Annotated in this window: 25 protein-coding genes and 2 pseudogenes; 11 read left to right on the top strand and 16 right to left on the bottom strand. The window is 51.8% G+C overall.

The window, feature by feature from the left end; all coding sequences use genetic code 11:
* Positions 1 to 37 precede the first annotated feature (37 nt).
* Positions 38 to 649 carry a DNA-3-methyladenine glycosylase gene (locus tag Q3Y66_RS03340; RefSeq protein WP_008958841.1) on the top strand — a complete coding sequence of 204 codons (612 nt, stop codon included), beginning with the start codon at positions 38 to 40 and terminating at the stop codon, positions 647 to 649.
* A 9-nt stretch (positions 650 to 658) separates the two neighbouring features.
* Here Q3Y66_RS03340 and Q3Y66_RS03335 read toward each other — a convergent pair whose 3' ends face one another.
* Entirely contained in the window at positions 659 to 1,504 is an 846-nt protein-coding gene (locus tag Q3Y66_RS03335; RefSeq protein ID WP_139041577.1) for an NAD-dependent protein deacetylase, read from the bottom strand.
* Between the two features lie 110 nt (positions 1,505 to 1,614).
* On the opposite strand from Q3Y66_RS03335, the gene Q3Y66_RS03330 reads away from it, so the two are divergent.
* Complete coding sequence (locus tag Q3Y66_RS03330) at positions 1,615 to 2,811, top strand: UbiH/UbiF/VisC/COQ6 family ubiquinone biosynthesis hydroxylase (protein ID WP_008958839.1); 1,197 nt, start codon at positions 1,615 to 1,617, stop codon at positions 2,809 to 2,811.
* Between the two features lie 32 nt (positions 2,812 to 2,843).
* Positions 2,844 to 3,428 (top strand): alpha/beta fold hydrolase, encoded by a 585-nt coding sequence (locus Q3Y66_RS03325; protein WP_008958838.1) that lies wholly within the window; start codon positions 2,844 to 2,846, stop codon positions 3,426 to 3,428.
* Positions 3,429 to 3,696: 268 nt separating this feature from the next.
* Here Q3Y66_RS03325 and Q3Y66_RS03320 read toward each other — a convergent pair whose 3' ends face one another.
* The 7 genes from Q3Y66_RS03320 to Q3Y66_RS03290 form a co-directional block, all read right to left on the bottom strand.
* Entirely contained in the window at positions 3,697 to 4,446 is a 750-nt protein-coding gene (locus Q3Y66_RS03320) for a sulfite exporter TauE/SafE family protein (protein ID WP_008958837.1), read from the bottom strand.
* Positions 4,447 to 4,659: 213 nt separating this feature from the next.
* Complete coding sequence (locus Q3Y66_RS03315) at positions 4,660 to 4,959, bottom strand: CcdB family protein (RefSeq protein WP_008958836.1); 300 nt, start codon at positions 4,957 to 4,959, stop codon at positions 4,660 to 4,662.
* Positions 4,959 to 5,204 carry a type II toxin-antitoxin system CcdA family antitoxin gene (locus Q3Y66_RS03310; RefSeq protein WP_008958835.1) on the bottom strand — a complete coding sequence of 82 codons (246 nt, stop codon included), beginning with the start codon at positions 5,202 to 5,204 and terminating at the stop codon, positions 4,959 to 4,961. The genes Q3Y66_RS03315 and Q3Y66_RS03310 overlap by 1 nt, the downstream gene beginning before the upstream one ends.
* Before the next feature lie 168 nt (positions 5,205 to 5,372).
* Entirely contained in the window at positions 5,373 to 6,011 is a 639-nt protein-coding gene (locus Q3Y66_RS03305) for a DsbA family oxidoreductase (protein ID WP_035587127.1), read from the bottom strand.
* Positions 6,012 to 6,425: 414 nt separating this feature from the next.
* A complete protein-coding gene (locus Q3Y66_RS03300; protein WP_238528562.1) occupies positions 6,426 to 6,860 on the bottom strand; it encodes a glutathione S-transferase C-terminal domain-containing protein in 435 nt (144 codons plus the stop codon).
* A 6-nt stretch (positions 6,861 to 6,866) separates the two neighbouring features.
* Entirely contained in the window at positions 6,867 to 7,073 is a 207-nt protein-coding gene (locus tag Q3Y66_RS03295; RefSeq protein ID WP_238528561.1) for a glutathione S-transferase N-terminal domain-containing protein, read from the bottom strand.
* Positions 7,074 to 7,259: 186 nt separating this feature from the next.
* On the bottom strand, positions 7,260 to 7,913 hold the full coding sequence (locus Q3Y66_RS03290; protein ID WP_008958833.1) for a DsbA family oxidoreductase: 654 nt from the start codon (positions 7,911 to 7,913) through the stop codon (positions 7,260 to 7,262).
* A 97-nt stretch (positions 7,914 to 8,010) separates the two neighbouring features.
* Between Q3Y66_RS03290 and vapB the strand changes: the two genes are divergently transcribed.
* From vapB to Q3Y66_RS03275, 3 genes are read left to right on the top strand one after another with little or no spacing between them, the layout of a single operon-like run.
* Positions 8,011 to 8,241, top strand: a complete 231-nt coding sequence (vapB, locus tag Q3Y66_RS03285; RefSeq protein WP_008958832.1) for a type II toxin-antitoxin system VapB family antitoxin — start codon at positions 8,011 to 8,013, stop codon at positions 8,239 to 8,241.
* On the top strand, positions 8,241 to 8,639 hold the full coding sequence (gene vapC, locus Q3Y66_RS03280) for a tRNA(fMet)-specific endonuclease VapC (RefSeq protein ID WP_008958831.1): 399 nt from the start codon (positions 8,241 to 8,243) through the stop codon (positions 8,637 to 8,639). Before vapB ends, vapC begins: the two co-directional genes overlap by 1 nt.
* 33 nt (positions 8,640 to 8,672) lie before the next feature.
* Positions 8,673 to 9,095: a hypothetical protein gene (locus Q3Y66_RS03275; protein WP_008958830.1), complete on the top strand. Its 423-nt coding sequence runs from the start codon at positions 8,673 to 8,675 to the stop codon at positions 9,093 to 9,095.
* Positions 9,096 to 9,128: 33 nt separating this feature from the next.
* On the opposite strand, the pseudogene Q3Y66_RS20915 reads toward Q3Y66_RS03275, so the two are convergent.
* The 4 genes and pseudogenes from Q3Y66_RS20915 to Q3Y66_RS03260 all read right to left on the bottom strand — a co-directional run.
* Positions 9,129 to 9,215: pseudogene (locus tag Q3Y66_RS20915) on the bottom strand (DsbA family oxidoreductase); the annotation flags it as partial.
* Positions 9,216 to 9,235: 20 nt separating this feature from the next.
* Positions 9,236 to 9,706 (bottom strand): hypothetical protein, encoded by a 471-nt coding sequence (locus tag Q3Y66_RS03270; protein ID WP_202945551.1) that lies wholly within the window; start codon positions 9,704 to 9,706, stop codon positions 9,236 to 9,238.
* Positions 9,707 to 10,024: 318 nt separating this feature from the next.
* Positions 10,025 to 10,987, bottom strand: coding sequence for a ribonuclease Z (locus tag Q3Y66_RS03265; RefSeq protein WP_008958828.1), 963 nt, complete (start codon positions 10,985 to 10,987; stop codon positions 10,025 to 10,027).
* Between the two features lie 310 nt (positions 10,988 to 11,297).
* Positions 11,298 to 11,903 (bottom strand): hypothetical protein, encoded by a 606-nt coding sequence (locus tag Q3Y66_RS03260; protein ID WP_008958827.1) that lies wholly within the window; start codon positions 11,901 to 11,903, stop codon positions 11,298 to 11,300.
* Positions 11,904 to 11,937: 34 nt separating this feature from the next.
* On the opposite strand from Q3Y66_RS03260, the gene Q3Y66_RS03255 reads away from it, so the two are divergent.
* Positions 11,938 to 12,177: a helix-turn-helix domain-containing protein gene (locus Q3Y66_RS03255; protein ID WP_303319524.1), complete on the top strand. Its 240-nt coding sequence runs from the start codon at positions 11,938 to 11,940 to the stop codon at positions 12,175 to 12,177.
* Here Q3Y66_RS03255 and Q3Y66_RS20910 read toward each other — a convergent pair.
* Positions 12,107 to 12,691: a transposase gene (locus Q3Y66_RS20910; protein WP_368411716.1), complete on the bottom strand. Its 585-nt coding sequence runs from the start codon at positions 12,689 to 12,691 to the stop codon at positions 12,107 to 12,109. The two genes, Q3Y66_RS03255 and Q3Y66_RS20910, sit on opposite strands and share 71 nt — an antisense overlap.
* On the bottom strand, positions 12,595 to 13,635 hold the full coding sequence (locus Q3Y66_RS03250) for a transposase DNA-binding-containing protein (RefSeq protein WP_303319523.1): 1,041 nt from the start codon (positions 13,633 to 13,635) through the stop codon (positions 12,595 to 12,597). Before Q3Y66_RS03250 ends, Q3Y66_RS20910 begins: the two co-directional genes overlap by 97 nt.
* Positions 13,636 to 13,702: 67 nt before the next feature.
* Between Q3Y66_RS03250 and Q3Y66_RS03245 the strand changes: the two genes are divergently transcribed.
* From Q3Y66_RS03245 to Q3Y66_RS03230, 4 genes and pseudogenes are all read left to right on the top strand, one after another.
* Positions 13,703 to 13,915, top strand: a complete 213-nt coding sequence (locus tag Q3Y66_RS03245; RefSeq protein ID WP_008958062.1) for a hypothetical protein — start codon at positions 13,703 to 13,705, stop codon at positions 13,913 to 13,915.
* Positions 13,912 to 14,268, top strand: coding sequence for an IS66 family insertion sequence element accessory protein TnpB (gene tnpB / locus Q3Y66_RS03240; protein WP_008958063.1), 357 nt, complete (start codon positions 13,912 to 13,914; stop codon positions 14,266 to 14,268). Before Q3Y66_RS03245 ends, tnpB begins: the two co-directional genes overlap by 4 nt.
* 45 nt (positions 14,269 to 14,313) lie before the next feature.
* Entirely contained in the window at positions 14,314 to 15,900 is a 1,587-nt protein-coding gene (locus Q3Y66_RS03235; protein ID WP_008958064.1) for an IS66 family transposase, read from the top strand.
* Positions 15,901 to 15,983: 83 nt separating this feature from the next.
* Positions 15,984 to 16,820: pseudogene (locus Q3Y66_RS03230) on the top strand (IS30 family transposase); the annotation flags it as partial.
* Here Q3Y66_RS03230 and Q3Y66_RS03225 read toward each other — a convergent pair.
* Together Q3Y66_RS03225 and Q3Y66_RS03220 are read right to left on the bottom strand one after the other, a co-directional pair.
* Positions 16,814 to 17,827 (bottom strand): RNA-directed DNA polymerase, encoded by a 1,014-nt coding sequence (locus Q3Y66_RS03225; RefSeq protein WP_303319522.1) that lies wholly within the window; start codon positions 17,825 to 17,827, stop codon positions 16,814 to 16,816. The pseudogene Q3Y66_RS03230 and the gene Q3Y66_RS03225 overlap by 7 nt on opposite strands.
* 108 nt (positions 17,828 to 17,935) lie before the next feature.
* Positions 17,936 to 19,099: a DUF6575 domain-containing protein gene (locus Q3Y66_RS03220; RefSeq protein ID WP_008959707.1), complete on the bottom strand. Its 1,164-nt coding sequence runs from the start codon at positions 19,097 to 19,099 to the stop codon at positions 17,936 to 17,938.
* Positions 19,100 to 19,102 lie beyond the last annotated feature (3 nt).

Raw genomic sequence — 19,102 nt, 5'->3', positions numbered from 1 at the left:
TTCTACTCAACTAAACGCCGAGACGATGTTGCCAAACATGCCAAATGTTAAAAACAGCGAGCTGACGCCACTTCCAAGGGATTTTTATAACCGCGACACGCTTGAAGTGGCTCGAGCCATGCTCGGCTGCTGGCTGGTGCGCGAGCATAACGGCGAGCAGATGGCGGCAAGAATTGTCGAAACCGAGGCTTATTGCGGCGCGGAAGACTCGGCCTGCCATGCTCACCGTCGCCGCTCACCGCGCACAGAAGCGATGTTCGGCCCCGCTGGCCACGCCTACGTGTATCTGGTTTACGGCATGCACTGGTTACTGAACGTGGTGACTGAGCCGGAAGGCTCGCCCTGCGCGGTATTGATTCGTGCTGTTGAGCCCACGGCCAACGAGGCCGCCATGCGCGCTATTCGTCAGGCAACGGGCAAACAACTCAGCAATGGCCCCGGCAAGCTCACGCGCGCTTTAACGATTGATAAAGCGCTGTATGGCCATGATATGACCCAGGGTGACAAGCTGTGGATTAGCGCAGCAACCCACGACGCCTCGATCGTCAGTGGGCCCCGTGTAGGCATCGATTACGCCCAGCCCGAGCACCGTGATGCACCCTGGCGGCTCTGGTTGGAAGATAATGCATGGGTATCGAAAGCACGCTAATAGCGATCTTTAAGAGGGCTGCAAACAGCGAACGGCCTGTTCAAGCACCGGCGTTAACGGCGTGCGCCACTGATGAGTCAACAGCGCATCCGCCCGGGTGACGCCGAGCGAGAGCGATGCCAGCGGCATGCCCCGTTCATGGGCGGCGCGGCAGAAGCGGTAGCCGGAAAACACCATCAACGAGGTACCCACTGCCAGCACCGCATCTGCCTCGGCCAGCGCCACCTGGGCTGCCAGCCGCCGTTCGGCGGGGACCACATCGCCGTAGAACACCACATCAGGCTTCAGGATGCCGCTACAGCGCGGGCAGTCGAAAATACGAAAAGTGCTGAAGTCGGTTTCCAGATCGGCGTCGCCATCCGGAGCGTGCCCCGCCTGTAAACCTGTAAAGCTAGGATTCATGCGCGCCATTTCGGCATGCATGGCGTGGCGCATCATTTGATAGTCGCACACCATACACTTCACCATGTCCGCCCGGCCATGCAGGTCGATCACCCGGCGCGAACCAGCGCGCTGATGCAAACGGTCAACGTTTTGGGTCACTAACTGCTGGATATAACCCCGCGACTCCAGCGCAGCCAGCGCATGGTGCGCACCACTCGCCTGGGCTTCGCGCAAGGCGCTAAAGCCGATCAGCGCACGCGCCCAGTAGCGCTGACGAACATGATGAGAACTCATAAAGTCGCCATGCTGCACTGGCGGCGGGCGCTTCCACTGCCCATCCGCATCCCGATAGTCCGGAATGCCGCTGTCGGTACTTACGCCCGCACCGGTAATCACCCACAGTTTGGGGTGCTGCTGGATAAACGCTGCCAGCTCCTTACCCGCCTGGGCAACGCTATTTACTATTTCCACGGCCTGCGTCAATCGTTCACCTCTAGGCAATCTTGCTCAAACTCAACGATACTGTATGACAACCAACGCCTGCGCAATGCACAACGGCACCTCATTTTAAGGAGCATATGATGCAACAGTCTGAGCAACGTTCTGGGCAGCACGACCATGATGTCATCATTGTCGGCGGCGGTATGGTCGGCGCCGCGCTGGCAGCGCGCTTGGGCCAAACCGGCTTTTCTGTCGGGCTGGTGGAACAGGGCGATGCCCCCACCCCGCCCAGCGGCGATTATGACCTGCGCATCTCATCGCTCAATGCGCGCTCGCTGGCATTTATCAAAGCAAGCGGCACCACTCTGCCGGAAGAGCGTAGCTGCCCGTTTCGCCATATCGATGTTTCCAACCAGGATGGCACCGGCCACTCGCTGTTTTCCGCTGAAGATAGCGGAATGGAAGACTTCGGCATCTTTATCGAAAACCGCACCCTGCAGTATGCGCTATGGCAACGCCTGGAACAGCTGCCCAGCGTTACCTGCTACACCCAGTGCGCGCCGTTAAGCACCGTCTCGGCGACGAACAGCCGCCTACTGGAGCTGGATAACGGCAAAACCCTAAGCGCCCGCCTGATTGTCGGCGCCGACGGGGCAACATCGACGCTGCGTTCGCTGGCCGGCATTAGCGTGACCCGCTATGACTACCATCAGCGGGCAATGATCATTAACGTGGAAACCGAACTGCCCCAGCAGGATGTCAGTTGGCAGGTGTTTACCCCCACCGGCCCGCTGGCCATGCTGCCGCTTCCCGGCCAGCGCGCCTCCCTGGTGTGGTATGACCGCGACGAAACCACCAAAGCCCGCGAACAGCTCGACGATGACGCGCTGACAGCGGCCATCGAAATGGCCTTTCCTAAACGCCTGGGCAAAATCACTCGCATCGTGGCGCGGGCCAGCTTTCCCATCAAGCGCCAGCACGCTCAGCGCTATATCGGCAAGCGCCTGGCGTTGATTGGCGATGCCGCCCATGTGGTGCACCCGTTGGCAGGCCAGGGGTTGAATATCGGCCTTCACGACGCCGACACCCTTGCTGAGATCATCGTCAAAGGCCGCGATCCAGGTGACCCGATTGACCTACTTCGCTTTGAGTGCCAGCGCCGCGTCGCCAACCAGGCCATGATCGCCGCCACCGACAGCTTTCATCACCTGTTTACCGGTGCCAAGCCGCTGCGCCAGCTAGGCGATCTAAGCCTGCAAATTGCCGAGCGCTTCCCGTTCGCCAAACGCATGATGATGCAACAAGCCAACGGCTTGAATCCATTCAAAATGCGCTAGGGTCGACTACGCTGAGAGGGCGGCCACTGCCGGTGGCCCATAACAATCACAATAACCCCTCGTTTAAGGCAGCCCTAAGCGCCTGGGCAGCGCCGATTCGACTGGATGCCAACTGGAACGAGGGTAATTACTACGACGGCGAACCACCCACCGACGGCTTAAAAGAAGCGCTGAAGCTGGTGACGCTCAACGCCAACCACTGGCAGTGGGCCAACGAGACTTTCACCCGTGACTGGGCCGACGAAGCGCGCGACCCCACCCAGGATATCAACGCCCGCTACGCGATCGAGCAAACGCTGGATGACATCGCCGCCGCCCGTGCAGAACTATCTGATGCCAATCACTTGCTCTACCTAGTGCGTGCCAACCAAACCTTTATGGCGGGCCACGGCGACTCGCTAGAGGAAGGACTTGCCGCCATCGAAGCGCCCACTTTGATGCTCTACAGCGAAAACGACCTCGTCTTCGCGCCCCAAGGCGTGCGCCGTACCGCCGAGCTGATTGAAGCAGACGGCACCGACGTGACGCTTGAAACCCTGGAAGGTAATCGAGGCCACTTGGATGGCGTGCTATCCATTGATCAGGCGAGTGATACGTTGCGTGAGTTTTTGCAGTAAGGGATATCCAGCGCTGGCTTTAGGTAAAAGCCAGCGCTGGATTCTGGTGTCGTCTTAACCACTTAGGCTTTGTACAAAAACTGCTTGCACTCGTCTATACGGCGTTAAAAATCATCTCGTGCGCGAGTCCGGTCAAAATGATCATTTACACCCTGTAAACTCGCACGCGAGCCCGGTCCGTTTTTCGTTGATTTTTGCCTTGTCTAGCCATCGCTCGCCGACTTTTCGTACAAACCCTAGTGCGCCCACTATTGGTTTTGAAAGGCACTTAAAGCTTCTGAAGCGTATTAATAATAATGTAAGCACCCAGAATCAGAAGTGAAATGAAGAATACCTTGCGGAACATCTGCTCGGATAAGCGTTCTCTAATTCGCTGGCCAATCACCATGCCAGCGAGCGCGGGTAGCACCGCTACTGCCGACATTACGCCCGTTTGGAGTGTCAAAAAATTGGCCTGTTGCAGCGCCGCCGCGAGAGCCACCGTGGAGACCATAAATAGCATGCCCATCGCTTGAATCAGCATATTCTTCGGAAGGCCAATGGCCTGAAGAAACATCACGCCCGGCACAGCAAATGACCCTGTCATCCCGGTAAGCACCCCATTCGCAGAGCCGATTAACGGCCCTGCCCAAACCTCATGGCGGCTAGGTACAACAATCTTGATCCCGGCCAGGTTCACGACAGCGTAAATAATCAGCAAACTGCCCAGGAGCGCCGTCAGATACGTGAGATTGACGCGAGTCAGTGCGGCCGCACCAATCCAGACAGTAAGAGTCGCCATCGCCAGGAATGGCCAAATGCGAGCCAAGATTGCTCTTGCGTTTCCGCCCACCGTTGACTGCCAAATATTCGTAACAAATGAGGGAATAAGCATTAGCGCCATGGCCGTTGGCAAATCCAGCGCGACGGTAAGCAGCGCTAGGCTAACTGGCGGGAGTCCAAGGCCGATGACGCCCTTGACGCTTCCCGCAATCAAGAATGTGCCCGCCACTATTAACAGGGATGCGAAATCAACCATGTCTGTCTCCGATACATTGCCACTAGCAATATATCGGATAGCCCACTCAGTCGCAGCAGATTAAAGGGTGTGGGCCGTTAGCGCGCTGGTCGCTGGCATCTTTCTTGAGCATCGCCTCAGCATACTGCGGATGCCTTGTATTCGTGTACTCAACATCTGTCGCTCGCTGCAACTCTCCCGAATCAGCCCGAGAGCCTTCCGACAAGCTCAACCTTAAAATCCCAAAAACAGCATATCCAACGCCGCAGAAATTTCGTCTTGTTGCTCAGCAAGGCTACCCGCAATAAAACGCAATTCGCTTTCAGGCACAGCAGCCATGTACTGAGTCGCCATGACAACCTCTTGGCTCTTAACGTTGAACACCGGGTTTAACCTCTGAGCAGGAGACAGCGCCGAGGATGTGGGCAGCAGGGGCACGACCACTCGAGTGTTCAAGCCACTGAGAAGATCTGTCTGAACATCCAGCAGATAGCCATCCCCACCCTTATTTTCAAAGATATCGAAACGGGCCATTAGAACTGACGGTGCCGTGCAAGAGGCAATCCATTCGCTTCAACGTATGCATTCGAGCTTGCAAGGGCTATGGCATTATCCTCCAACCACTGCTTCTGCTTATGCAGCTTGACCGCCTCCGCAATCCCTGCCTCTGCTGATCGTGAAACATTGATTCCCAGCGCTTTTGCCTCTTTGAGAAGGGCACTATCTAGCGATAGGTTGGTTGGCTTGCGTATGGATTTGGTCACTTCGGCGGCTTGCATGATTCACTCCTCGCACATAACTATGCACTTACTATATGCGCATATTTATAGCACATCAATTTGCTATTCTAGTGGCTAATGGAAAAGCAAGACTGCCTGGTAATGAAATCAGGTGAAGGCTATTGCCGCGACTGAACCGCTCGGTGATCACTATGGAGCGGCGGGAAATTAGCGGTTAGCGTTCTCTTCGGCCACCTGACGAAGCGCATCGACCAACACATCAGCGGGCTGAGCGCCAGAAATCAGGTAACGTCCATCGAGGATAAATGCCGGCACGGCGTTTACCCCTGCGTCCATGAATCGCTGCTCTGACGCGCGAACTTCGTCTGCGTACTGATCCGACCGGGCGATGGCCTCGGCGGTATCACCGTCAAGCCCAACCTCAATGGCCTTCTCTCGCAGAACCGCTGGGTCGGCGGGGTTTTTCGCCTCACCGAAGTAAGCCTCGAACAAGGCTAACTGAAGCGCCGTTTCTTGGTGTTGCGTTCCGGCCCACGCCAGCACGCGGTGGGCAGCGAAGGTATTGTTCGCCCGACGCTCCAGGGCACCACGGAAATTCAGCCCAAGCTCTTCGGCGGCGGCCATAATCTCGCGTTGGGACTGCTCCATGGTGGCCGCGTCCTTGCCGTACTTGCGGCACAAGTGCTCCAGGATCGGCTCACCCTCGGGCGACATATCGCGGTTCAGCTCGAAGGGCTGCCAAACCAGCTCAACGTCGATCTCGCCATTGAGTGTCTCTAACGCTTGCTCCAAGCGTCGGTAGCCGATTGCGCACCACGGGCAAGCCACATCGGACACTAGGTCGATTCTTACCTTTTATGCCTTTTGGGTGGCCGGCGAAGATGTGCAGAAAACGATTCTCGCAAAAGCTGGGGGCAGCCGGGATATGCCTCAGCCTGGGAAGATGAAGCGGTTAATAAACCGGTATATGGCTTTTATCGTAATACATTAGCGACTCTTGAAAGAGCCTGGGTGCGGCCACGCCACAACGGCTACATGGACTTTCAAGCCGAAGGGTCAAGCATTTTGGCCACAGGGCTACAAGCCGGGCATCCCGCAAAGAGAATTATAAAACAGCTTAATGCAGCTTATGCCCAAAACAGGTAAGGCAATCGCAGACACTGGGATGGCGTGCTACCCATCGACCAAGCGAGTGATACGCTGCGGGCGTTTATGCAGAAAGGAAGAAACCCGACTAGAAATTAATAGGTAGCGCTATGTTTACGAAGGGAAAACTACCACGTCATCCCCCTCTTGCCATGGCTGAAACTTGGTCATGGCCTGCAGAAAGAAGGCGTGCTCCAACCAGTCTTCTAACCACCGCTGCAGGTGCGGGTAAGGTAGGCTATAAAAAACATCGCGATCTACATGGGCGAATTGGCGGATAAAAGGCATGATGCCAATATCAGCAATGGTCGCGTTATCCCCCAGAAGATAAGGCTTTTGAGTCAGATGCTCCTCTAAAACCTGTAAAAAAGTCTCACCCCGTTGCCGATATTCTGCCTGAGTCATTTCGAGATGTCGGTCGGCATATTTATAACGATCCAGCCAATGTTTAAATTCATTATCGTTTTGGTCGATCAGGGCATTGGCCTGATCCCTAACCTTCGCATCTAACAGCCCCTGCGGATCTTGTTGCTCAAGCGACCACACCATTATTTCTCAGCTCTCTTCGATCACGGTACCATCAAAAAGCTGTAAAACAGGCACAGTACCTTTCGGGCTAATCGCTAGCATCTGGGCCGGTTTGTTTTTCAATATGACCTCCCGCAGCTCCACCTTTAACTCAGCAAACAACGTGCCGAGACGGGCACGCATGGCATAGGGACAGCGACGAAAAGAGTAAAGGCGATGAAGTGATGTCGTCATGGGCATTTTTCACAGTTGAATTGAAATCAGTAGGCTCGGCGTCTCTGGTTTCAGTGGTTACCTCATTTTACGGTTAATCTCTGTTTAAGATTACCGATCAATGGGTCGGAACATGATCCGGTGTAGAAAGTCTATTTTTGGATCTCAGCAAAAACGAGTCGGCTCGGTGACCACTAAGGCTTGACGTTAGCCGTTCGCGCTTTCCTCAGCCACCTGACGAAGCGCATCGACCAGCACATTGGCGGGCTGGGCGCCAGAAATCAGGTAGCGGCCATCTAGGATTATGGCTGGCACGGCGCTTACCCCTGCGTCCATGAATCGCTGCTCTGCCGCTCGCACTTCGTCCGCGTACTGATCCGATCGGGCGATGGCCTCGGCGGTGTCGCCGTCAAGTCCCACCTTAGTGGCCTTCTCGCGAAGCACTTCTGGGTCGGCCGGGTTTTTCGCTTCACCAAAATAAGCCTCAAACAATGCCAACTGCAGGGCTGTCTCTTGATTTTGCGTTCCAGCCCACGCCAGCACGCGGTGGGCAGCGAAAGTATTGTTCGCCCGACGCTCAAGAGCACCGCGGAAATTCAGCCCAAGCTCTTCGGCGGCGGCCATGATCTCGCGCTGGGACTGCTCCATGCTGGCAGCATCCTTACCGTACTTGCGGCATAAGTGCTCAAGGATCGGCTCGCCCTCGGGCGGCATATCGCGGTTCAGCTCAAAAGGCTGCCAGACCAGCTCGACGTCGATCTCGCCATCAAGTGTCTCTAACGCCTGCTCTAAGCGCCGGTAGCCAATCGCGCACCACGGGCAGGCTACATCGGATACTAGGTCAATTTTTACCTTTTGCATTTGTATATCCCTTTGACATATCCCAAAATTCGATCAAACTAAAGAAAGTATGTTACGCGTATAGATTGAGTAACGGCAGTACTTAAAGGAGACAGCCATGGAAAAAGCAGCGGTGTTTAAAAGTAACCGCAGTCAAGCGGTGCGCATGCCGAAATCCCTCGCGCTGCCTGAGAACGTTACACGTGTTGATGTTATTGCCTTGGGTCGCGCGCGCTTAATTACCCCCGTAGGTGAGGCGTGGGACAGCTGGTTTGATGGCCAAAGTGTCACTGCAGACTTTATGAGTGAACGTGAGCAGCCAAACGAACAGGAACGAGAGGCGCTTTGATGCTTAAGTACATGCTTGACACCGATATCTGCATTTTCACCATCAAACATAAACCTCCCCATGTTCGTGAGACCTTTAACCAGCATAGCGACCAGCTCTGCATCAGCACCGTGACACTCATGGAGTTGGTGTATGGTGCTGAGAAGTCCGCTTCTCCCGAGAAAAACTTGGGTGTGATAGAAGGATTTGCGGCGCGGCTGGAAGTTCTCGATTACGACCCCAGTGCCGCTTACCACAGTGGCCAGCTGCGTAGCGAGCTGGCCAAAGCGGGCACACCCATCGGCCCATACGATCAGATGATTGCCGGACACGCTCGTTCAAGAGGCCTGATTCTGGTAACCAATAATCTAGGGGAGTTTAGTCGCGTCCCAGGGCTTCGAGTAGAGGATTGGATTTAGACGGCCATTCACCCCCAGAAGGTATCACTACTTATGATCAAAACAGCGTTAGCTCTAAGCACCCTATTGCTTATCAGCGGGTGCGCCCAAAACAGCAATACCACCGCATCAGGCACGCCGGACTCAGGTACATCAACCGAGCAAAACCAGCCCCACCACCAGGAGACCGATCAATGGGTAGGCCGGTGGACAGGCGTGGAAGGGCTATTTCTGGACATCAGCAAGAACGAGGCTGCAGGCCCTGGCCACTATCTGCTTGAAATGCAGTACGGCCTGGATGCCGATCAAAGCGGCACCTTCGAAGGGCAGGCCACCGCCGAGGGCATTCGCTTCAACCGCGAGGATGGTCAACAGCTGCTTCGAGCGGGCGACGGCGAAGCCACCGGCATGAAGTGGCTATTGGAAAAGGAAGACTGCCTGGTAGTGAAAACAGGCGAAGGTTATTGCCGCGACTGACCTGCGCGGCAAGCACTCAAGGGGCGGCTGACGTTAGCGGCTAGCGTTTTCCTCGGCCACCTGACGAAGCACATCGACCAACATATCGGCTAGCTGGGCGCCCGAAATCAGGTAACGTCCAGCATGGTACGTGTATAAAGTTAAAGACCTAACCCTAACTCGCGGAGCATTTCCGAATACTCCGCACTATGATCTCCTTCGAAATTGGACATACCGGGTTTGGTGAGACACCCCTTTGGCGAAATATAGCTTCGTATGGATTTTTCAGGTTTCTGATGCCAGCCGATGTTGAAGGCACAGAGCTTGGGAAAGAAATACATCGACGCATAACCTGGCACGGCATCATGCACCCACCAAGCAAGTGCTTGCCAGTTCCCAGTCCGCTCGAAGTACGGCACGTACTTATTAACGACGATACACGCCATTGCCCCAATGTGACCGCTCTTGTCAGGAAAATCCCATATGTGATGAGCATAGTTTTGCTCGTTGCTTCCACAGTTATATTGGTTTTTATTTTCTGCTCCTTTGGCATTAACGGCACTTGATCGGTAAGCGGAACGAATACTGATACGGCCAAAGTGCTGCGGATAGGTTCGAGAACCTCTTCGCAAAGAGACCTACCAGCCTCAATCGCAAGATCAGGATCGTCGGGGATATTGGGTATCCCTTCAATCTGGGAGATTTCGGAGTATAAGAAATCTCGCATAAAAAAAGACTCTGAAAGACGAACGCGTCCTAGACTTTCGAGTGTCTTAACCGACTGCGGTGATCTCACACATACCTCACTAGCCAAAGTGTTGCCGTGATTCAATGGATTCAGGTGGCGAAAGCGCTACCGATGACTTTATGAACCAACGCGAGCAGAAGCAATTCAGCTATACATTTTCGAGTAGCCCTCTGCTTCCAAGATTGATCGACATACGAAAAGACTATTCGCCCGCCACTTCAGAAAACTGACCCGCTTTATCCAGGGTGTATTCGCCAAAATCCCGCGCCAGGTAAAGCGAGCCCGAATAGACGCGCAGGGCCTCCTGCCGGATGTCCTCAATGGAAGGCGACGCATGGGGGTTGAGCTGGTAACGGGGGCTAAAGTGCGTCAGCACTAGGTTGGGCAGCTGCACGGTTTCGGCAAACGCGGCGACAAGCTTGGCGTAGCTATGGCCTACATCACCGGCCTTTTGGGCCATCTCTTCAGTGTAGGTGGCTTCATGCACCAGCACCTGCGCGCCCACGCATGCCTCACCTAATAAGTCAGGTTGGTCATTGTCTCCAGCAATCACCACCTTTCTCGGCTTATTCTTGAAGAGTAAGTAGTCATGGCTTTTTAATTGCTCCCCCTCGAACTCTACATCAAATCCTTGCTTCAACTGCCCCCACAACGGCCCTCTCGGAATCCCCTTCTGCGCTAGCTTATCTACGTCCAAAGCGGCGTCGACCTTTGTCTCCGTAAATCCATAAGCGTAGGACGGCGCCCGGTGTGAAAGTCGGTAGGTGGTAACCGTGATGCTCTCAAACTCAACGCTTGGCAGCTCGTCCGAGTCGATAAAATCCAGAACGAAGGGCAAACATAGCTGTGTAGCCTCGCAGGTGGCCTCCAACCATGCCTTGATACCTGCGGGTGCCACAATGGTAAGCGGCGCTTGCCGACCACCCATTCCCGCACTCGCCAGTATGCCCGGTAGCCCATAGCAGTGGTCGCCGTGCACGTGGGTAATAAAGATGGCTTTCAAGGAATGGAACGACAGCTTTGTGTGCAAAACCTGATGCTGGGTGCCCTCACCACAATCAATCAGGTACCAGCCCTTCCCCTTGCTTTCTCGCAAAGCGACCCCGGAGACGTTTCTTTGCTTAGAGGGTACACCGGCGGAGGTACCGAGGAACAGTAGATTCATAGCGCTTCCATGCTCTCATTTGTACTCACTTTAGAGTAAAACGAAAGGACTACCTGCTAGCCAAAATTAAGGGGTAATATTTTCACAATCAAGATTAGACGTGCATTAAAGAATTTAAAGACTACTTATATCCATAACTCTTTTCTGACGCCACTTGTAGTTAAAACATTAGCACATACAGCTCATAAAACTGTGCTAAATAGCCGATAATACTGCGCACGAACTAAATGATCAATCATAAGCATTTAACCTCAATTAATCTAAAAACGAATATGCGCATGCAAATTCGCATTATGGATGCTAATTATATTCAATTACCATAAATTAAATCGAAGATATCTATTTCAGTATCAAATTCCGTTTCATCATGCAAATCATCCTCATCCATTGGATTTATTGTGCTATCCATATTTAAAAATGAGACATCGGAATTTTTAAGTTTTTTGAAATATTGATCATTATCAATTGCATCAATGCCATTTTGGTTTGTAAGCCAACCTCTCTTTTCTGCCTCATAACAAAGCATCCAACTAGAGTCATACAACCCATCATTAGTAATAATCGCATCCCAGTGGTTAGTATCTAATCGCCCTGTATAAATGCCTTTCTCCCTAGCTGTCAGAATCGACAATATTGCCATAGAATCATTTACGCCTGTCAGACCAGCTATTTCTTCATTAATTGCAATATCCAATTGGGTTAACACCCAAAATGACCAACAAACCTCATAACCAAAATTATTATCAACCCCTTTTTTTGCCACTTTCAAAAAAGCTGCCTTTATATTTAAAAGATTTAGTGGATAGCCATAAGACTTATAAGAGATGAGTATTTTAGACACTATAGTAATAGACTTAGGCTCACAGATACTTATCTGTAATAATATTGATTCCAATATGGCGGTCTCAATGACCAAGTGCAACACCTAACCTATCAGGTAGGGTATTGCCATGACTCACTGTTATCGCCATCTTTCTGCCGAAGACCGAGCCGCCATCATGCTGATGCGGGCTAACCACTCGATTCGCGCTATCGCCCGTCAGTTAGGGCGTTCGCCCAGTACTATTTCACGAGAACTGGTGCGTCATACTGTTAGTAAGCGCGCCATAAAACTTGCAATTACCCACAAGTCGATGATGCATCTGGATTGGCAGCTTGGAATCCAGCAACGAGATCTGCTAAGCGGATGAAGCCTCGCCATAGAACGGTGGATCCTGGGAGAGGATCACTTGAGCGATCCAGATAACCACCCAGGCGAGCGACAGCGGTCATATAAAAAGCTGTATCGCGTCGTGTGCCTTGTCTGTTTGACGGCATTGATCGGTCGAGAAGAGCTCTTTCAATATCAGTAAAAACAGCTGCAGGAGAGGTCGTTGAGGATTGGCGCCGCAGTATAGTCAACCATGATATTCGCCAGGACACGACACAGCAGAGCGCAATGCAGTTGGCAAGTCGATCTGCGGTAGCGAGACGTATATCCTCAATGCGGCAACCCGTTTTCAGCGTCTTGAAGAATGTCTCGATATTCCAACGCCGTGAATACCAAATAAGCTTTTGCACTGCGTCGGCGTGAGTGGCAACGGGAAGGTTAGTGGCCAACTTCCAGATTATAGGGAACGCCCTTCGGGCGGGTTTTTCTCTTCTGCAAAAATAATACCAAGCTTCTGTTTTGGGTATTTTTTCTGTTTTCCAATCGGTGGACAAACTGTCATCTTTGCATGCTTGACCGATAGGGTCGCCTGCTGTTGATTGCCTCGCTTGTCACGAAAGTGAATATCGTGTGTTCCACTGACCTGAGTCTCGGCCATCACTTGAGAAATCGTAGTGCCTCCCTCCTCGGCGAGACGATCAACGCAACTGCGGATCAAAAAGTAAGTGCCAAGATCTTGAGCCAGACAAAAGAGTTCAAAAATGTCACTCTCGCGATCACCGATATGCACGCACCGTTCAGGTGAACCTGCAAGCTCAGTAGAACGCTGCAGGTTGTCGAGCCAACGCATGCTTTCTTTCTGCTCGATGGGTACGCGGGTCGGATTAACTTTGCGCTTGAGAGCTTCTGTGCCTTTGAATTTATTCCGCGTCCAGAATTTGGCAGCTGTCAGGCCCAAGGGCAGCCCTTCCGTTGTGATAGCCAGACTAGCGTGCATTAAAAGCCCGCAGACGGTATGTTTAAGGTGCCGTCCTTCTTTCATCTTGCGCCCGGTTGATTCATTGATGAAACCAATCTTCTCAGGTGACGAGCGCTTGAAGGAAAATTCGGTTGTATCCTGCAGGATCAATATGGGGCCATCGGTGGCTTGGATGCGCAAAGCAGAGGCGGCAAAATGTCCCTCCAAAATCTTGTCCTCGCTGACATTCTCATTCGCGAAGAAGCGATAGGCGGCCTTGGTATTGGCCCAGTCCTGGAATGCGGTGGGTAGTGATTTGTCTGGCCGATCACCGAGTGCTTCCAGCATGACAGCCAACCTTTGATTCAGTCGCGCGTCCCCCAAGTCGCAGCCAGTCATTTCCTCGTTCACCCAGTGTTGTCCCATATTGATACCTCTTATCATATCGAACGAACTGAGAAGCCAAAAAAACACATCGGGCTTTACTTTATCAACGGTATGCTTATGTAGCTGATGACTTGTGGGTAATTGCAAGGCCATAAAACCCATCTACCCACATTAACGTTGGCTGATCACACTGATGGTCTCTTTAATTTTGGAGATCATCATGAGCCGCGAACTCAATTCCACTCAAGCATTTTGGCTAGGCCATCTGTATTATGCTGCCGCGTTACAGATGCCGTTAAGTGCGTATGCCAATGCACAAACCGTGACGTTAGCCGACCTGATGGCATGGGAAAATCGGTTAATCGTGCAGGGGTTTCCCGTGCCACCGCGTTGTCGTCCCGCGCGGTTTGTCGCCGTGGAGGTCGTCGCATGATACGCCCAAGCACTGATCTGAGGGTGTACCTGTGCCGAGAACCCGTCGATATGCGCAAGCAAATTGATGGATTAGCACTGCTGGTTCAGGAAGCCATGGCCTTGAACCCGTTTGATCAAGCGCTGTTCGTGTTCGGTAATCGCCAGCGCGATAAAGTGAAGCTACTGTTCTGGGAACGTAACGGCTTTGTGGTGTGGTACAAGCGCTTGGAGCGTGAGCGGTTTAAATGGCCAACGCACCTGAAGGACGACACAGTGACGCTAACGGGTCAAGAACTTAACTGGTTGCTGGATGGCTATAACCTGAAGGCTATGCAGCCTCACAAAGCGTTGGATTTTCAGCGGGTTGGATAGCCGTAGCGCTCCTATGTTAGCGACGTTTTTGGTACACTGAGCGGTATGAAAAACGCCGCTTCTTCTTCACCTACGGTTACCCAGCTTGAGCGCAAGCTGGCCGCTGCTGACGCTGAAAATGCGCGGCTGTTGGCGTTGATGGAGAAAAAGGAAGCGCAGTGGGAAGCCACCAAACAGTCGCTGTTTGAACAGTTCCGGCTTGCCCTGGAGCGTCAGTTCGGCCCCTCCACCGAGAAGTACCGTGTCGACCAGCGGGACCTGCTGATCAATGAAGCGGAAGTGGTGGTTGACGAGGAAGACGCATCGGAGAGCACCACCACCGCTGATGACGCGACGATCGACACCGCTACGCCTGCTAAGCGTCGCACGCGCGGCGGGCGTGTTGCGCTACCGCCAGAACTCCCGCGCGTCGAGGTCATCCATGAACTGCCCGACGATGCGCGCCACTGCCACGATGACGGCACCGCGCTGAAGGTGATCGGTGAAGAGGTTAGCGAGGAGTTGCATGTGGTGCCCGCCCGGATCGAGGTGATCCGTCATGTGCGACACCAATATGCCTGCCCGACGTGCGAAGAGGGCGTTAAGATCGCCTCGGCACCTGCCAAGCTGTTGCCCAAGAGCAATGCCAGCGCCACGCTGCTCGCCTATATCGCGACGGCTAAATACCAGGACGCGCTACCGCTTTATCGGCAAAGCCAGATCTTTGCCCGCCATGGCGCCGAGATCCCCCGCAATACCCTGGCACGCTGGATGGTGCAGGCGGGAGAACGGATCATCCCGCTGATCGACGCGTTGCGCCAACACCTCTTAAACGCCCCGCTGATCCACATGGATGAGACGACGCTCCAGGTGAATCAAGAAGCGGATCGTGCCGCCCGTGCGACGTCGTATATGTGGGTGCAGCGCGGTGGCCCGCCGGGCCAGCAGGTGGTCTTGTTCGACTACGCGGCCAGCCGCGCCGGACGGGTGCCCGTTGATCTGCTAGGCGACTATGCGGGGCGCTTAATCACCGATGGCTATGAAGGCTACGCCGAGGTCGTGCGTCGCAATGGGCTCACCCATGCGGGCTGCTGGGCACATGCCCGGCGTAAGTTCGTTGAGGCCCAGAAAGTGCAGCCCAAAAACAAAACCGGCAAAGCGGACTGGGCGCTGAACCAGATCCGGAAGCTGTACGGCGTGGAAAAACAGGCGAAGGCACGTGAGCCCGATGCGCGTTACGCGCTGCGTGACCAGAAGAGCCGTCCGTTAATCGACCAACTGCGCACCTGGCTCGACAAGTCACTGGCCCAGGTATTGCCCAAAAGTGCACTGGGTAAAGCCTTACACTACCTGGATAACCAGTGGCCCCGGCTGACCCGGTTCCTGGACGATGGCCTGATCCCGTTGGACAACAATCCGGCGGAGAACGCCATCCGTCCGTTCGTCATCGGCCGTAAAAACTGGCTGTTCAGCCATACGCCGAGCGGCGCTCATGCCAGCGCGGCGATCTACAGCCTGATCGAAACCGCCAAAGCCAATGGTCTCTCGCCTTACGATTACTTGCAGTATGTCTTCGCGACACTGCCCACCCTCAACGATGATGAGCTCCACACGCTGCTGCCCTGGCAGTGGAAAGAGACATTACCGGTCTAAGCGAAATCTGCCTAGATGTGGTTAGTGGCTCGCTTACTACTGTTAGCCCTAACAGAGCGTATGACGCCAGCCTCGCTGGACATCGCGCCCGACTGACCCGCTGTCGGCCTCGCCGTAGCTTGAAGCTTCCTCTCGACGGTGAGCTGTTCGAACTGGTGGTCTACCTGCTGCGCAAGTACTGGTCACCAGAGCAAATAGCCCGCACACTAAAGCGTATGTTTCCTGATAATACTGACCGCCACGTCTCGCACGAAGCCATCTACAATGCGCTCTATCTCATGCCGCGCGGCTCGCTCAAGAAAGAGCTGATTGCCTGTTTGCGCCAGGGTAAAGGTAAACGACGCCCTCGCAGCCGTGGCAAGGATAGGCGACAACAGATTCCAGACTTGGTGAGCATCCATCTGCGGCCGCCTGAAATCGAAGATCGCCTGATGCCCGGCCACTGGGAAGGGGATCTCATCATGGGCGCTAACAATCGCTCTGCCGTTGGTACATTGGTGGAGCGCACGACGCGTTTAGTGATTCTGGCGAAAGTGGATGGCACCACGGCCACAGCGGCGGCTGTCGGCTTCAGCGACAAGCTCAATGAGGTGCCGCGCTCCCTGCGCCTGTCCATGACCTATGACCAGGGCAAAGAGATGGTGAAACATGCCGAGATCACTCAGAAGACGGGGACAGCGATCTACTTTGCCGACCCGCATAGCCCATGGCAGCGGGGTTCCAATGAGAACACCAACGGGCTGTTGAGACAGTACTTGCCAAAGGGCACGGATCTGTCGGTCTACAGCCAGGAAGAACTCGACGAGATCGCCGACTCACTCAATACACGGCCGCGCAAGACACTGGATTGGCGCTCGCCACTGGAAGTCTACGCCGAGGTGCTCAAGAAATCCGTCGCCGGCCCGAGCACTCTTCAATAGTGTTGCACTTGGAACTTGAGGCCGCCTATTCTCCAATTAGTTTCATGTATTTTAACAGGCATAACTTTTGTTAAAAAATAATGAAAAGAGCTTTCTTGCGGATGATTTTTATGGACATCAATTGCAATGTTGTAGAGATGTATGATGTCTAGCCTTTGTTCTGGTGGATTCTTCCTAATTTTGTAGTGTCTAATAGTTTGTTGTTGAATACTCTCGATAGGAACCGGCATAGCCTCAATACTAGATTTATTTTCGTTGGTGGTTAATTCAAATTCACCAAGAGCTCGACTAATTTTTAAATCTAAATTTTCTGCTTCTGATGCAGTATCTGCAAAGAAGAAAAAATCATCAATAAATCGAATGCCATTAAGACTTGGTTCAGAGTTTTGAATTGAGCGATCAAGTGCTACACCTATTAACTCCGAAATCACTCTTGAAGCATCAGGACCAATAGGAATGCCTAGTGTTTGTCCATCCTGCATATTCCTAACTAGGCGGTCTAATTCATTTCCCCATAAATTATCTGTTCTGTCTCTTTTCGATACATCTTTTGTATGTATAGCCCAAGGTATACTATGCGTATATATAGTATTATAAAATTTTGATACATCTGCTGTTAACAGGAAGCGAGACGAAAAGCCTTTCACAAGTTTTTCTTGCATAACTTGTTCAAAGTTATATTCATTAGCTATCGCTCTGCTGCTATCATCCTTGTAAATGGCCTTGCTCATAGATATCTTACTAACATCATAAAATCTTTCAATATCACGAGAATGCTTAACCAAAAACTTCACCAACATCGAATAATGTTTTGGATTCGGCACAGTAATGCTTCGTCTAAAGCCTGAAAATTTAGGTATACTAGTTTTAGTTGGCCTGCTTACTTTTGGTTCAGACTTTAACACGTCATCATTAAAACTAAGTGTTTTTGAAAGATCAGACGAATCAAATAACCCGGGAAATTCTTTTGGCAGAAAACCTTTAGTGAGAAAGTCTTTTTGCTTCAAAACGACTACTCCTTTTTTTAAGCACACAAAACATGAAATTATTCAAATAAACATCGTCTAAATCAGCTGAGACAAAGGTGTCACCAAAGCTTACTTGCTAAGTGTCGACTAATTTATTTCGATGAGCTTATAGGACCATTTTTCTTTATCTGTTACTGGATTAATTTTGCATGTTTCTTCTATTTTTACGTTGATTATGCTTGGAACATTAAACTGATAGGATTCCAGCGATTTATCGAGCTTTCCTTTCAACAATTCACCATCATTTTTTACGACTGCAAAGAAATCATTTTCAATGTCTACGCCCACAAGCTTTATATCTTTATATTTCACTATTTGAGTATTGCTCGACTCACCTTCTTCGAGTTTCCTCAATGATTCTTTTATTTGATGATAGGAGATTCTTGAAATTTTAGAATTACCATACGGGTCAGACCATTCGGCTTTCACTGAGAGCTCGGCTGTAACTAACTCTTGAAGTACAGCCTTATATCTAGCTCGTGACAGTAAATTGTAGTTTTTAACTTCTTTCAGTACTTGATCACTTTCTTCTGTAGTAGCAAGCAGTTCCATGAAACGTTGTAGATTATTATTTTGGTGCGAACCGGAAAACAAATCACTATTTTTACTTTGAAGCCTAACGCCAAAAGAACTTGCAAACAGTCCAGATACCATCAGCATATTTTCATCTTTGACATGTTCTGGAACCCTCCGAACATCTAAATCATTGGGGCAAGCGGACGAATATATAAAGTTTTGTACTGAGGTAAGAATTTTACCTAACGTCTCGGATGCAATTTCATATGTTTGGTGCTTTTTACTAAATGCCAAATCCAAAACTTGTCTTGAATTAGCCACTGCAGCCTCTTGTACATCAACAATTTTAGTAGGAAGAGACGTTGATGGAGTATCGTAGTCTAAGAACTCACCATCATCAGGCAACCATTCTGAGTCATACTCTTCTGGTTTAATCAGGTTAATATTGAACTCATTGCATGATGCGACAGAAACTAGATATGAAAACCCTTCTTCTGGATTCTCAAAGCATGAACGAATGTCGATTTTCTTATTTTTAAGGGCACAGTATTTCTCAAAGCTAACTTTTGAGTACAGCCAAACATCACAATAATTTATTTCGTCAACCCAATGAACAAGATAAATCTGGCCCGTTTGATTTTTGCAGCTGTAAAACCTTGGACCTTCAAAAAAATCAAACACTTCCCATGGCTTGAGTTTCTTAATCTCAATGTTCAAATAGCTATGCTGCGACATGCT

It is taken from the genome of Halomonas sp. HAL1 (genome assembly GCF_030544485.1).
GTDB classification, from domain to species: Bacteria; Pseudomonadota; Gammaproteobacteria; order Pseudomonadales; family Halomonadaceae; genus Vreelandella; species Vreelandella arctica.
The sequence above is the reverse complement of the archived record's forward strand: the minus strand, read 5'-3'. Positions and strand labels throughout refer to the sequence as shown.

What these genes read in the sequence shown, in the direction of transcription:
- Q3Y66_RS03340 (WP_008958841.1), top strand. Translation starts at nt 38, where the DNA reads ATGCCAAATGTTAAAAACAGCGAGCTGACGCCACTTCCAAGGGATTTT.
- Q3Y66_RS03320 (WP_008958837.1), bottom strand. Translation starts at nt 4,446, where the DNA reads ATGGTTGATTTCGCATCCCTGTTAATAGTGGCGGGCACATTCTTGATT.
- Q3Y66_RS03290 (WP_008958833.1), bottom strand. Translation starts at nt 7,913, where the DNA reads ATGCAAAAGGTAAAAATTGACCTAGTATCCGATGTAGCCTGCCCGTGG.
- Q3Y66_RS03255 (WP_303319524.1), top strand. Translation starts at nt 11,938, where the DNA reads ATGACTCACTGTTATCGCCATCTTTCTGCCGAAGACCGAGCCGCCATC.
- Q3Y66_RS03315 (WP_008958836.1), bottom strand. Translation starts at nt 4,959, where the DNA reads ATGGCCCGTTTCGATATCTTTGAAAATAAGGGTGGGGATGGCTATCTG.
- Q3Y66_RS03245 (WP_008958062.1), top strand. Translation starts at nt 13,703, where the DNA reads ATGAGCCGCGAACTCAATTCCACTCAAGCATTTTGGCTAGGCCATCTG.
- tnpB (WP_008958063.1), top strand. Translation starts at nt 13,912, where the DNA reads ATGATACGCCCAAGCACTGATCTGAGGGTGTACCTGTGCCGAGAACCC.
- Q3Y66_RS03275 (WP_008958830.1), top strand. Translation starts at nt 8,673, where the DNA reads ATGATCAAAACAGCGTTAGCTCTAAGCACCCTATTGCTTATCAGCGGG.
- Q3Y66_RS03250 (WP_303319523.1), bottom strand. Translation starts at nt 13,635, where the DNA reads ATGGCCTTGCAATTACCCACAAGTCATCAGCTACATAAGCATACCGTT.
- Q3Y66_RS03310 (WP_008958835.1), bottom strand. Translation starts at nt 5,204, where the DNA reads ATGCAAGCCGCCGAAGTGACCAAATCCATACGCAAGCCAACCAACCTA.
- Q3Y66_RS03295 (WP_238528561.1), bottom strand. Translation starts at nt 7,073, where the DNA reads ATGACGACATCACTTCATCGCCTTTACTCTTTTCGTCGCTGTCCCTAT.
- Q3Y66_RS03300 (WP_238528562.1), bottom strand. Translation starts at nt 6,860, where the DNA reads ATGGTGTGGTCGCTTGAGCAACAAGATCCGCAGGGGCTGTTAGATGCG.
- Q3Y66_RS03235 (WP_008958064.1), top strand. Translation starts at nt 14,314, where the DNA reads ATGAAAAACGCCGCTTCTTCTTCACCTACGGTTACCCAGCTTGAGCGC.
- vapC (WP_008958831.1), top strand. Translation starts at nt 8,241, where the DNA reads ATGCTTAAGTACATGCTTGACACCGATATCTGCATTTTCACCATCAAA.
- Q3Y66_RS03220 (WP_008959707.1), bottom strand. Translation starts at nt 19,099, where the DNA reads ATGTCGCAGCATAGCTATTTGAACATTGAGATTAAGAAACTCAAGCCA.
- vapB (WP_008958832.1), top strand. Translation starts at nt 8,011, where the DNA reads ATGGAAAAAGCAGCGGTGTTTAAAAGTAACCGCAGTCAAGCGGTGCGC.
- Q3Y66_RS03265 (WP_008958828.1), bottom strand. Translation starts at nt 10,987, where the DNA reads ATGAATCTACTGTTCCTCGGTACCTCCGCCGGTGTACCCTCTAAGCAA.
- Q3Y66_RS03330 (WP_008958839.1), top strand. Translation starts at nt 1,615, where the DNA reads ATGCAACAGTCTGAGCAACGTTCTGGGCAGCACGACCATGATGTCATC.